This window comes from Microbacterium xylanilyticum, from assembly GCF_054654695.1.
Window position 1 is genome coordinate 1,530,310 of the sequence record NZ_BAAIEN010000002.1, and the last position, 14,145, is coordinate 1,544,454.

The following is a 14,145-nucleotide window of genomic DNA, read 5'->3' on the forward strand; positions in this document are numbered from 1 at the left end:
TCATACGAGCGACAGGCGCGTCATGGAAAACGGAGCGGGGCGTTCGCGGAGAGCGGCGTTCGGCATGCTTGCCTGGGCGACGGTGTTCACCGTCGCCGCGAGCATGTCGGCTCCCTTCGGCGTGCCGCTCGGCGCGACCTCGGAGCCTGCGGCATCTGTGTTCGCTCCCGTCGCAGCGCTGGTTCCTGCGGCATCTGCTCCCGCGACGCGCACTGAGGACACGTTCTCGGCGCCGGTCGCCGATCCTGGGGCCGATGCGATCGTGGTCCACGTCGCCGGGGCCGCCGCGACGCCGCCCCAGGTGCAGCATGCAGGCTCGCCCGTGGTCGGGCAGCTCGCGTCCCTCGATGTGAGGCCCTTCGTCGCCGGCGAGGTCGTGCCTCCGCCGACCGAGCCGACCCCTACGGATCCGCCTGCCCCTGCGCCGACCGATCCCGCGCCCTCGACAGATCCGGCTTCGGACACCACGCCCGCGCCGACGACCGATCCGACCGCCGCGCCGACGGCCGATCCCGCGCCGACCACGGATCCGTCGTCGGCGACGGCTACCCTCCCGGTCGACACCGCGACGACGTCGACCGACGCCGCGGTGCCGACCGACCCGAGCGCACCGACCGACCCGAGCACGCCGACCGGCTCGAACCCGCCCGCTGCAACGGATCCCAGCGTGCCCGCGCCTCTCGCACCGACGCCCTGGATCCTCGCGATGAGCGGCCCGTCGTCGACGCTGCGGTTCAACCCGGATGGCACCGTCACCTTCGAGGGCGTTTCTCGACCGCTGTCCCAGATCTCCGAGATCCGCGTCACCGGCACAGACGGCGACGACACGCTGACGATCGACTTCGGCGGAACGGATCCTGCGATCCCGATCTTCTTCGACGGGGCGGCGGGCAACGACGCGCTCGTGACGCAGGGCTCGAAGGACCTCGTGTCGCGCGCCACGGATGCCTCCAGCGGCACGCTGGACTTCGGCGCATCCGTCGTGACCTACACGAACATCGAGCCGATCGTCGACAGCACCCCGGGAAGCAAGACCGAGGTGCTGACAGCGGGCGACAACCAGGCCGAGCTGCTCGCGGATCCGGACAACGCCGGACATCTGCTGCTGCGATCGACCGGTGGCGACGCCTTCGAGCAGATCAGCTTCATCGCCCCGACGCTGCCGGGTGACAAGGTGCGCCTGGAAGGCGGCGCGGGCCACGACAGCATCGTCATCCACGGGATCATCGATCTCGCCAACGCCGCGCTCGAGATCCTGTTCGAGTCGATCGCGCTCGACCACGCGCACGTGACGGCCGGGAGCGTGACCCTCACGGCAGCCGACAGCAACACCGCGGGCATCCCGCTGAACGTCGCCGACTGCACGGACTTCACCGACTTCAGCATCCTCGGATGCATCGACCACGGTGCCAACGCCCAGGTGGTCCTGGACGGAACCACGATCGACGCCGGCGGGGATGTCACGATGACCGCGGACGCCTCCGTGACCCCCGACGCCAGCGCGGCGACCGCATACGCGGTGCTGGTGAACTCCGCCGCGACCGTCGACGTGCACGGTGCGTCGACGATCACCACGCCGGGCGCGTTCACGGCGACCGCGACGTCGACGGTCGGGCCGTTCACCCTGAACAAGCAGTACGGGGACGCGGCGATCGTCACGTCGACGGCGAACGCGAAGGTCGGCGGAAGCACCGTGCTGCACGTCGGCGGCGCGGCGACGATCGGCGCCACGTCGACCGTCACGGCCGGCGCCACCCCGCAGGCCGATGCCTCGAAGCAGGAATCGGGCGCGAACGCCTACGACGCCGCCGTGGCGATCATCGCCGTCACCACGGACGCACTCGGCACCATCACCGACACGGCTCGTGCGATCGTCGGCGGTGCCTTGGGCATCTCGGCCACGAACACGGCGACGCTGAATGGCGTCGGTGACGCGAAGGATGCGGCGAGCGGCGCCGGAGTCGCGATCGTCTCGTTGACGCAGCACACGGTCGCGGCGATCGATTCCACGGACCCGACGGGTACGAGTGCCGGATCCCTGTCGGTCCTCGCGAGCCAGCAGTCGACGGTGACGGCCCAGGCGAAGGCGGGCAAGGGCGGCGCGACGCACAACAACAAGCCGGCGAACGGATCGGACCGCGGCAACGGACAGTCCTCGACCAGCGACGGCGCCATCGATGTCGCGGGCGCGATCGCCGTCGCCATCCTCAGCGACACCACCCGAGCGTATGTCTCCGGTGCGACGGTCACGACGGCCGGCGCCCAGGCCGTCACCGCGAACGCGAAGAACACCGTCATCGCCACCGGCGACGGCGGGACCGCGGACGGATCCGGCGGATCGAGCGGCTTCGGTCTCGCGATCGGGGTGGGCGTGATCATCGCGAACCTCATCACCGAGGCGTACGTGCTGAACGCGATCCTCAGCGCCACGGGCGGCGTGACGGTGGCCGCCGCGGAGCCCGCGACCGGGCAGTCCGCGTACACCGCGACGGCCGTGTCGGGCAAGAAGTCGTCGGGATCGGTCTCGATCGCCGGATCCCTCGCGGTCGTGAAGAAGGATGCACTCACCTCGGCGCAGCTGCGCGGCGCGGGGGCGTTCGGCGGCAGCGCCGTCACCACGAGCGCCCGCGGCAGCCACACCAGTTCCGCGAGCGCGACGGCGAAGCAGTCGGCGGCCGGCGACAACGGCAGTGCGGTCGGCGCGGGTGCATCGGTCGCGCTGAGCCTGATCCGCACGAGGGTGGATTCCGGGATCGCGGCCGGCGCCGCGCCCACGGGGATCGGGGCGCTCTCGATCACCGCGACCGGAACGGATGACGCGACGACCACGACGATCGGCGGTGCCGACGGAGGCACCAGCGCCTCGCTCACCGGGGTCGCGAGCATCGCGATCCACAACGTCTCGACCACGGCATCCGTCCTCGCCGGCCCGGCGCTCACGCTTGCCGGACCCCTCACCGCGCACGCCGACCAGACCGCGAAGGCGACAACGACCGCGACCGGCTCCACGGGTGCCGGTTCCGGGGCGACCCTCGCGGCCACGATCTCTTTCGCCCTGACCTCCGCCGACCACGAGGTCGACGCGTCGATCGGCCGCGACGTCACCGCCGGTGGTGACATCGCGATGACAGCCGACGGCACCTCCACCACGACCACCAGCGCCGAGGCCAGTGCGCAGGGAGCGCCGGACGAGAGCAGCGACACGACCGGCAAGGACGCCAACGCCAAGTCCGACGATCAGCTGGGCAGCGCGGCGGGCAAGACCACCGGGGGCGCCGGCGGCGGGTCGACGACTCCGGCCGCGAAGGACGAGAACGGAACGAAGCTGTCGGTTGCGGCGGCCATCGCCTTCGACCTGGTGGTCTCCTCCACGACAGCGCTGGTGCTCGCGGGCGTGCACGTCGTCACGACCGGTGGGCTCTCGCTGCTGACCACGAACAACACGGATGCCACGGCGACGGCGAAGGGCACGGCGACGAACTCGACGTCGATCGGAATCGGTGCGGCCCTGGCCGTCACCAAGGTCGTGCTGCGCAACCTCGCGGAGGTCGGCTACGGAGCACTCGTGCAGGCGCACGCACTGACCCTTGGCGCCACGATGCGCACCGTCGCCGCCGACGACGTCCACGCTTTCGAGGCCACAGCCGAGGCGGGCGCATCGCATACCGATGGCACGCTCGGCATCGCCGGGGCGTTTGCGATCGACCTCGTCGACGAGCAGACGCGCGCCGACCTGTCGTCGGATCCGACCGGACTGCTGCCCGTCCCGCCGTCACCGTGGGGCATCGTGCTCAGCGGGGGAGCGGTCGCGATGACCGCGCAGTCGAAGAGCGGCGGCAAGGCGTCCGCCACGGCCAAGCAGGACGGCGGCGCGACCGTCGGCATCGGCGCATCCTTCGCCCTGAACCTCGTCACGCAGGCGGTCTACGCCGGCATCCAGCAGGCGTCCGACCCGACCCGCGGCCCCCCGCTCACGGGCGCAGGAGCCGTGAGCATCACCGCGACACAGTCCGTGACGCTCACCACAGAGGCCACCGCCGGCGGGGGCGGGAGTTCCTCGAAGGTCGCGATCGTTCCCGCGATCGCCATCACCCTCGCCACCATCCACGTGAGCGCGTCGATCGGCGCATCCGCCTCCGCGCTCACCGCCGCTTCGGTCGACGCCCACGCCACGCAGGACGTGAAGGCGACGACCACCGCGAAGGGGTCGACCGTCGCGGGATCCACCGGAGGGTTCGGCGTCTCGCTTGCGCTCGCCGTCCTCGACAGCACGGTCGCCGATTCGGGCAGCGCGCGCAGCATCACCGCCACCGGCGCCGTGTCGTTCCAGGCCGACCAGGCGGTCGCGATCGAAACCGAGGCCGAAGCCGCGACGCAGGGCGCGCCGAGCTCCGCCGAAGGCGGCGACGGCAAGGACGTCAACCAGAAGGCCGACGACAACCTGACCTCCGCCAACGGTGAGAAGCAGACGGATGCCGGCGGCAAGACCGACACGACCTCGACGCCCAAGGGCGCCACGAACGACAACAACGGCAGCTCGATCTCCGTCGCCGCCGCGATCGCGATCAACGTCGTCAAGACGACCGCCCACGCGTGGTTCGCGGACGGCGTCACGATCTCCGCCGGCGGGGTCGTCACGCTGAAGTCGCTCGCGAACACCGACAGCTCCGCATCCGCGAAGGGCGACTCGGCGACCACCGGCAAGTACGGCGTCGGCGTCGGCGTCTCGGTGCAGAGCGTCTCGATCACGAACCGTGCGGAGACCGGGGCAGCCACCATCACCGCCACCGGCCTCGTGGTGACTGCCGGGATGCGGGGTGGCGATGACGACGATGTCGTGCGCCGCTGGACCGGCACCGAGTGGGAGGTCGTCGACTCCGGCAAGCAGCTGCCCGGCCCGTCAAAGGACGACGTCTACTTCGTCAAGACCACGGACCCCGACAACTCCGCGGACCACCACGGCACCTACACCTTCGACGGCTCGAGCTGGACCATCCAAGACGACGCGGCGCTCCAGGGCGAGAAGGACGAGCTGCCCCCGAACGGTGACCCCGATGGCTACTACGTCCTCAACTTCGACAAGGACGGCCACCCGGCGGGCAGCGTCTGGAAGAAGACGGGGTCCACGTGGACGTTCGTGACGAAGTTCGCGGTCGGCACGAAGTCGGAGCTGCCGACCGACGAGATCGAGAAGAACACCTGGTTCCACCTCACTGAGCAGGACGGCTCGTTCGCGCCCGGTTACTACCAGCGCAATGACCAGCACGCGTGGGTCGCCAAGACCGTGACGGTCACCGACGCAGACACGTACCCACCGAGCCCGACCACCGACCAGATGTTCCGGCTGTGGGAGCACGAGGTGACCTCCACGGCCCGCGCCGGTGCGAGCAAGTCGACGAGCGTCGGCGTCGCGGGCGCCGCGGCCATCAACATCCTGTTCAACATCACCGAAGCGGTCGTGTCGGCGGGGGCCCACGTCACGCTGAGCTCCGCCGGTGCGACGGTCTCGGCCCGCAGCAACGAGCGCGATGCGGTCACGGCGACCGCGAAGGCCGAGGTCGGCAGCGCGACCGGCGTCGGCGCCTCCTTCGCCCTGCAGGTCATCGACGGCCACACCGGTGCGAACATCGTCCGTGCCGAGATCGAGGACGGCGCAGCGTTCACCGGCGGCACGTCGCTCACCGTCTCGGCCGCGGGTCTGCGCGACCTCGCCACGACGGCCCAGGGCGGCACATCGGGCGGAACCGCGGTGACCCCGGTCGTGCCGGTCGTGATCAGCGTCGACGACCAGGTCGTCGCACGGATCGGCACCGGCACGGCATTGGTGAGCACCGGAGCCGTCTCGGTCACCGCCGACCACGAACTGACGGCGAAGACGTCGGGCGACGCGAAGGCGGCGGGCAAGAGCACCGCCGTCGGCGTCGATCTCGCGGTGAACGTCATCGTCGGATGGTCCACGCTCGCCGAGATCGCGCGGGATGTCACCGGAACATCGGTGGCGGTGATCGCCACCTCGCTGACGCGCACGGAGGCGAAGTCGACCGCGAGCGCCGTCGGCGCCGATGAGGGCGGGAAGTCCGGCGACAAGGAGTCGCAGGACCAGGTCACCGGCTCCGACAACAAGAACCCGAACACGCAGGGCACGAACAGCCAGACCTCGGGGATGCCGTCGTCGAACGGCGGCACGAACGGCTCGAACGGGGCGAGCGGGGCGAACTCGAGCTCCAGCAGCCAGTCCGGCACCGGCAGCGGGTCGACGGGCGTCGGCGCGGCCGTCGCGGTCAACTGGCTCCTCGCCACGAACACCGCCCGCATCGCGGCAAACGCCCATGTGACGGCGACCACGGGCACCGTCGCGGTGCGCAGCATCTGGGGTGCGTCGGCGAACGCGTTCTCGATGGGCTCTGCGATCGACCTGAAGTCCAACGGCACCAGAGTCGGCGCCGCGATCGGCCTCAACGTGCAGGACCTCACGAACCTTGCCGAGGTGGGCGTGGGCGCCCACGTCACCGGTCAGACCGGCGTCACCGTCGAGGCGACGCAGCCGGCAGCGGGCCCGGGCAAGTGCGACGGCGCCGACACCCTGCAGTGCGGCACGTTCATCGTGTGGGGCTTCGCGGCGGGCGGCGGCAAGAGCACGTCGTTCGCGGGCAGCGCGGCGGTGCAGATCCTGCTGCTGACGACGAAGGCGCAGGTGGATGCCGGCGCGGTCCTGAGCGCACCGGCCGGCGGGATCACGGTCAACGCGCAGCGGTACTTCGGCACCCAGAACCTCGCGATCGCCGGCGCTCTGTCGACCGGCAACGGGACGGCGATCGGTGGAGCGTTCGCGGTCGACTACTTCGACGTCAAGACGTACGCCTCGATCGGGGCCGATGCGCACACGGATGCGACCGGCAGCACCGCCGTCACCGCGAACACGAAGCTGATCCCGCTCGTTCCGGACGTCCCGGAGCTCGTCAAGGGGAAGATCGACTGGCTGAAGCTCTCGTCCGTCGCCATCGCAGGCGGCGCGAGCGACGGCGGGGCCGCGATCACCGGCGCGTTCATCGTCGAGATCCTGAACATCGACACGCAGGCGTGGATCGGCGGCGGCGCCCAAGTGAACCAGACGCCGTCGATCGTCGGCGGCGGCGTGACGGTCACGGCGGCCGACGACCTGCGGCTCGTGGACGTCGACGGTACCCTGGCGCTCAGCAAGAGCTCGGCGAGCGTCGGCATCTCCGTCCTCGTCGTCGTCGGCAACTCCAACGTCCTGGCATGGATCGGCGATGGCGCGAACGTGCAGGCCGGCGGAGCGGTCCTCGTCACGGCGACGGGCGCGGAGGACTGGACCCTCGTCGCGGTCGCGGGCGGCGTGAGCGCCAACTCCGCGGCGGTGACCGGCTCGGTGCTCGTGTTCGTGTGGAACCAGGGCGGCTCGAACCCGAAGACCGCGGCCCACATCGGCGGCGCGACGGTGCACGCGACCGGAGCGGTCACGGTCTCGGCGGGACGCACCGCATCCGGGACGCTCGTCTCGGGCAACCTCGCGGTCGGCGGCGGGTCGGCTGGCGTCGGCGCGGCGGCCGTCGTGGTGGTGCGGTCCTCGACTGTCGATGCGTGGGTCGCCGGGGGAGCCGATGTGCAGGCCGGCGGCGCCGGGCTCGCCATCACGGCCACGCAGAGCGGCGACTGGAAGTTCATCGCCGTCGCGGGCGCGGGCGGCAACAGCGCCGGCGTCGCGGGCGCGGTCGTCGTCGACGTGCAGCACGACACCACCAAGGCGCACCTGGACGGCACCGCCGTCGTGGGCCTGCCGACGACCTCGGTCGCGATCCACGCGGACGACCAGACCACGATCCTCTCGCTGGCCGGCATGATCGCGATCGGCGGGACGGCGGGTGTCGGCGCCGGCGTCGACGTCGAGGTCATCACGAAGGACACCGAGGCCTGGATCGGGGCGAGCGCCTCGGTGCACGGGACCGGCAATGTGACCGTCGACGCGACATCCCACGAGACCGTGACCAGTGTGTCGGTCGGCGGCGGCTTCGGCGGCACCGCTGCGGTCAACGTCAACGCTGCCGTTTCGGCGCTCACGATCACCACGAAGGCGTACATCGCGGATGCGACGAGCCTCGCGCCGACCGTCGTTGCCGTGGACGGCAGCGTGCGGGTCGCCGCGGACGAGAGCCTGACCCTGAACGTCATCGGCGGCAACATCTCGGTGGGCGGCACCGCCGGGGTCGGCGCGTCCGTCGCGGTCCCGGTGACCACGAAGGAGACGCACGCCTACATCGGCGACTTCGCCCACGTGAACGCGAGGGGCCTGACGCCGGTGACGGTGACCTCGGGCGGGTACAGCGTCTCGGCGAAGGACATGCGCTTCGCACCGGCCGACATCAACACGTCCACCGACACGATCACGCTGCAGAACCACGGCTTCCACAACGGCGACCAGGTGCAGTACGACGCGGGCTGCGACATCGACGGCGACCCCACATGCGGCGCCGGCGGACTCATCCACCGTGGCATCTACTTCATCGTGGGCGTCACGCCGGACACCTTCCAGGTCTCGCTGACCAAGGGCGGCGCACCGGTCGACATCACTGATCAGGGCACGACCGAGAACCAGCGCTTCTTCCGGATCGACCAGGCGAACGCGCCCGTCGACCAGTCGCCGCGCTTCAACCCGGCCACCGCGGTTTCCGGCAACACGATCACCACCCCGTACGCGGTGGGGGCCAGCAACGACGACACGGTCGTGTACTCGGCGGGCGGCGGCACGCCGATCGGCGGACTCGTCGACGGTGGCACGTACTTCTACCACTCGCTCGGCGGGAACTCCTTCGAGCTGTGGGACAAGAAGAGCACCGACGGCGGCCACGCCATCACGCTCGACGCCTCGCAGGCGAGCGGACGCGGGCACAGCATCACGAAGTCGGGGACCGCGCCCTCCGGCGACCCGAGCGCGATGGGTCCGCGCACGATCTCGCAGACGCCCGACGCGGGCTTCCGCGGCGTCGCCGTCACGGCGAACAACTCCGACGACGTCGGGGCGTTCGGCGTCGGCGTCGCGATCGGCGGCACGGCCGGGGTCGCGATCGCGGGCTCGGTCGCGGTGAACACCGTCCACACGTCCGCCCACATCGGGGCGAACGCGCAGGTGAACTGCGGGGCGACGTGCGCGACCAACGACTTGGGCGCGAACGGCGGTCAGTCGGTCGTCGTCGCCGCCAACAACCAGTACTACGAGCTCGGCATCGCCGCATCCCTCGCGATCGGCGGAACCGCGGGCATCGCGGTCCCCGTCGCCGTCCGTGTCGTGAACATCGACACGTACGCCTGGATCGGCAGCGGCTCCTCCGTCAACGCGCGCGGCGACGTCCGGGTCACCGCCACCGGCAAGGACACGGTCGTCTCCGTCGCGGTCGGCGCGGGCGGCGGCACGGTCGGCGTCGCCGGCACGGTCGCGGTCACGGTCATGAACGTGCACACGTTCGCCTGCACCGGCACGCCGACGGGCTCGGACGCCTTCGAGTGCCTCGGTGACGGAGCGACGATCCACGCGGGCGGCAACGTGCTCGTGTCCGCGTCGGATGACACGCGCATGGTGCTCATCACGATCGCGATCGCCGGCGGCTATGTCGGAGTCGGTGCGGCCGTCGGCGTGGCCGTGCTGAACAAGAAGGTCGAGGCCTACCTCGGCGGCAACGGCTCGGTGACGGCGGACGCGACGACCGCGGCGATCGGCAACGTCTCGGACGGCACGGTGTCGGCGACCGGCTTCGGCCACCAGAGCTTCTCGGGCGTCGTCGTGCGGGCGGATTCCTCCGAGGACATCTTCGGGCTCGTGCCCGCGATCGGCGGCGGCTTCGTCGGGGTCGCCGGCGGCGTCTCCATCACGCTGCTCACGGTCCTCGTGAAGGCGTTCATCGGCGGCGGCGCAACGGTGCAGACGGGCGGCTCGGTGCATTCGAGCGGCGGAGTGAACGTGTCGGCGAGCGACCGGTTCAAGTCGCTCACGATCGCGGGCGGCATCGCAGGCGGTTTCGTCGGTGTGGCCGGCGGTGTCGACGTGGGTGTCGCGAACACGTCGGTGCAGGCGGTGCTCGGGGCGAACCTCACCGTGACGGCGGACGGCAACGTCGAGGTCTATGCCGTTTCGAAGAAGGATGTCTCCACCTTCGCCGTCAGCTTCGCCGGCGGCTTCGTGGGCGTCGCGGCGGCCGTGTCGGTGTGGACGATCGGGACGACTCCGAACGGCACCTACCACGCGGCATCCGGTGGCGAGGACCGCGGCACGTGGGACCCGGGCACGAAGTATCGTCAGGGCGACGTCGTCACCGACCCCAACGACAACAAGCGGTACTCCGCAAAGGAGGACAACGTCCTCGGCGGCGCGTCGCCGATGAGCAACCCGGCGAAGTGGTTCGGCGAGCAGAGCGCGTTCGGCCGCGGGACCTACGACTCGGCGCAGGTTTACAACGAGGGCGACGAGGTCCTCGACCCGCACGACAACAAGTACTACACGGCCCGGCACGACGGCGTGACGAGCGACCCCCACGCGACCCCCGCCGACTGGAAGGAAGGCGGCACGCTCAACTCGGTGCAGCAGGGCGGCGACGTCGCGAAGGGCGACGGCGGGTACAAGGACGCGCTGGGCGGGACGACCGCGCAGGCGGCGCCGAACTGGGACCCGAACACCAGCTACGTCGAGGGCAACCGGGTGCACTACAACGGGCACGACTACTCGGCCCTCGTCGACATCCCCGGCAACCCGGCGAACGAGAACCCGGACCAGGACATCCAGGATGCGGTCGCGAACAACACCGCCGCGCACTGGAAGCTCAACTCCGGCTCCGAGTCGGCGACCAACGGGCGGCTGACCACGCAGCTCGGGATCGTCAACGGGAACATCTCCTCGGCGGCACCGACCTCGAACCCCGGCACCGACGCCCTCGGCGCGACGCCGACGGGCGGGACGACCGCGACCATCAACGCGATCGTCGTCGCCGGCGGGCACGTGCGGGTCGCCGCGATCGATCGCCTCGTCATCCTCGGCGTCGCCGGCTCCGGCGCGGTGGGCGCGGTGGGCGTCGGCATCTCGGTGCTCGTCCTGAACATCCAGAGCAACACGGACGCCGGCATCGGCTCCACGGCCCGCATCCAGGCTGGTGCGAGCGGCGCGGGCGACGTGCAGGTCACCGCCGCGATGCACGAGGACTCGGTGGGCTTCGGCTTCTCGGGCGCTGCCGGCCTCGTCGGTATCGCCGGCCAGGTCGTGGTGATCAACGACAGCGGCACGCAGCACGCGCACATCGACGGGGGCGCGCAGATCACGCAGGCCGGGGGCGGTGTCACCGTCTCCTCGACCGCGGAGCGCGACCTCAAGAACTACTCGATCGGCGTCGCCGTGGCCGCGATCGGCGTCGGCGTCTCGGTCTCGATCGTGAACGTCTCCGGCGACAACACGGCCGACACCGGATCCGTCGCGGTCGGCTCGGTGGGCACAGTCGCCGGCTTCCACGCGACGACGAAGGACGACATCACGGTGACCGGGCTCGGTGTGAGCGTCGCTGGCGGCATCGGCGCGATCGGCGGCGTCGTGACCTTCGTGAGCCTCGATGGCACGGCCAAGGCCGGCGTTGCTCCCGTCGGCACCGTGGGATCCGGCGGATTCGGAGCCACCGCGAACGGCACGCGCACGGTGAACGCCCGCACCCTCAACGTCTCCGTCGGAGCCCTCGCCTTCGGACTCACCGTGGCCCGCGCGAACTCCGGCCGCAACCTGGAGGCGACCGTGGGCGGCAACGCCTCGACCTCCGGCGCCGTGGTCTCGAGCGCGACGGCTGCCAACGCGGCCACCGTCCGGGCCCCCGGCGTCTCCATCGGCGCCATCGCGATCGGCATCACCGTCGTCTTCTCCGAGTTGTCCGGTCACACGAGGGCGAGCGCGACGGGCACGGTCACCGGAGCATCCTCGATCGACATCACCGCCACCGCATCCAACCTCGCCGATTCGCGCACCGAGTTGTACAGCGGCTCGCTGATCGGGCTCTCCGGAGCCTGGGCGAGCGGTGTGATCACGTCGGGCGCCGACATCCGGGCCACGGCCGACGCGGGTTCGAGCCTCGGCGCCGCAGGTCCCATCACGATCACGGCGCAAACGCAGGGCGACGGCAACCACGCCAAGGGCATCATCGACTCGGCATCCGGCGGGCTCGCGGACCTCAAGGCGTTCGTCGCGATCGGGCGCGTGCTGAACGAGACCCGGGCCACCCTCGACGGTTCCGTGACGGCGGCGACCGGCGTCACGGTGAAGGCGGATGCGCACAACACCGCAGAGACGGCCATCGAGACGAAGTCGGTCGCGCTCGCATCGCTCGCCATCGGTTCGTCGGACTCCAAGATCGCCGGCGGCGTCGTCGCAAACGGTGCCGGCTCGATCGCCGCGAGCGGGGCGGATGTCTCGTTCACCGCGATCAGCCACAACCTCTCCACGGCGTCGTCCAACGTCATGACCGGCGGCATCCTGCTCGGTGTCGCGGTGAGCGCTCCGAGCGCCGTGATCTCGTCGTCGACGCGGGCCGAGTGGGACGGCACGGTGACCGCGGCCCGGAACGTGACGATCGAGGCGAACGGGACGAACACGGCCACCTCGAAGCTGGAGGTTCTCGCCAGCGGGCTCGCCGGTGTGACCGGCGGCGAGGCGGATGCGACGATCTCGTCGACGGCCGTCACGTCCGCGATCGTCGGGGCCTCCGCGAACATCTCGGGCGTCACCCAGGTCCTGAAGCTCTGGGCTCACGCCATCAACCGGGCGACCGCGACCGCGGGAGGAATCGCGTTCGGCGGCATCTCGGTGAACACGATCGCCCCGCTCGCGATCGACGAGGCCGTCACGAAAGCCGAGCTCGACGGCAACGTCGGCACGACCCACATCGACCCGGCCGTCGGCACCGTGGGCGACCCGGGAGCGGGCACCGTGACGCTGATCGCGACGGGCGACGACGCGACGAACGCGAGCGTCGACAGCTTCGCCGTCGGCATCGCCGCCGTCAACTCGTCGACGGCGGAGGCCCGGACGAAGCCGACGGTCTCGGCGACCCTCGGCGGCGGCCACGTCACAGCGTCCGGCAACCTGACCGCCAGCGCGCAGTCGCTGACCGATGCAGACTCCTTCGCGAACGCCACGACCGGCGGCCTCATCTCGATCACGGCGGGCTTCACGGCCCTCGCCGTCGACAAGCCGATCGTGAACGCCACGATGACCGGCGGGTTCGCGCAGGCCGGCGGGCTCCTCGCCTTCACCGCGCAGCACGGCACAGCGCTCTCGCCGCTGTCCGATGGGACGATCAGCGCGATCAACTGCGACGGCGCCGACACGATCTGCTTCACGCTCCCGCACGGGCTCAACACGGGGGCGACGGTGACCTACAGCGCACCGTCGTCGACGGACCCCGACGTCGAGAAGGGCGTCATCCCGAACCCGAACGCGATCCCCGGACTCGCCGACGGCCGCACCTACGGCGTCATCAAGGTCGGCGCGAACTCGCTGCGGCTCGGCGTGCAATTCGACGCCGCGACGTCGGTGAACGTGGCCACGGCGACCCTCGTCTTCCCCGGCGGACACAACCTCGCCACGGGCGACAAGGTCGTGTACGACTGCAACGGCGGCGGCATCCTCGGCACTCTGCCGATCTCCGGCCTCAGCTGCGGCGCGTCGTACTACGTGTACGCGGTCGACGCGACGCACCTGCGCCTCTCGGCCACGCCGCTTGCGCAGGGCGGGACGGACGTCGTCTCCGGCACTCCCTCCATCTCCGGCGGAAGCGTCTTCACGGTCGGGTCCACCTCGGGTCTGGACGGACGCGCGGTCGTCTACCACGCCCCGGCGACGATCGACTTCAAGTCGAGCCTGGTCGACATCCACACCGACGGCTCCGGGAAGCTCGATCAGTCCGGCGGCGTCATCACGACCAACGCCGGCTGGAACACGATCTACGCTCCGAGCCACGGCGCGATCGACCAGTCGGAATGGATCTACACCGTCAGCGGCGGCGCCGCGATCGGCGGGCTGACGAACGGCCAGCACGTGTGGATCATCTCCCAGAGCCTGAACGTGGACGGGTTCCCGTCCGGCGACCACATGATCCGCGTCGC

Annotated in this window: 2 protein-coding genes (1 of these 2 only partly in view); one reads left to right on the forward strand and one right to left on the reverse strand. The window is 70.9% G+C overall.

What is annotated here, in order from left to right; all coding sequences use genetic code 11:
• Nucleotides 1-756 (reverse strand): hypothetical protein, encoded by a 756-nt coding sequence (locus ACYQ1L_RS07900; RefSeq protein ID WP_460003661.1) that lies wholly within the window; start codon nt 754-756, stop codon nt 1-3.
• Between ACYQ1L_RS07900 and ACYQ1L_RS07905 the strand changes: the two genes are divergently transcribed.
• Nucleotides 707-14,145, forward strand: partial view of a hypothetical protein gene (locus ACYQ1L_RS07905; RefSeq protein ID WP_460003662.1) — the beginning only. It continues 14,983 nt past the right edge of the window; the window shows 13,439 of its 28,422 coding nt (coding positions 1-13,439); the start codon lies at nt 707-709; its stop codon lies beyond the right edge, outside the window. The genes ACYQ1L_RS07900 and ACYQ1L_RS07905 overlap by 50 nt on opposite strands.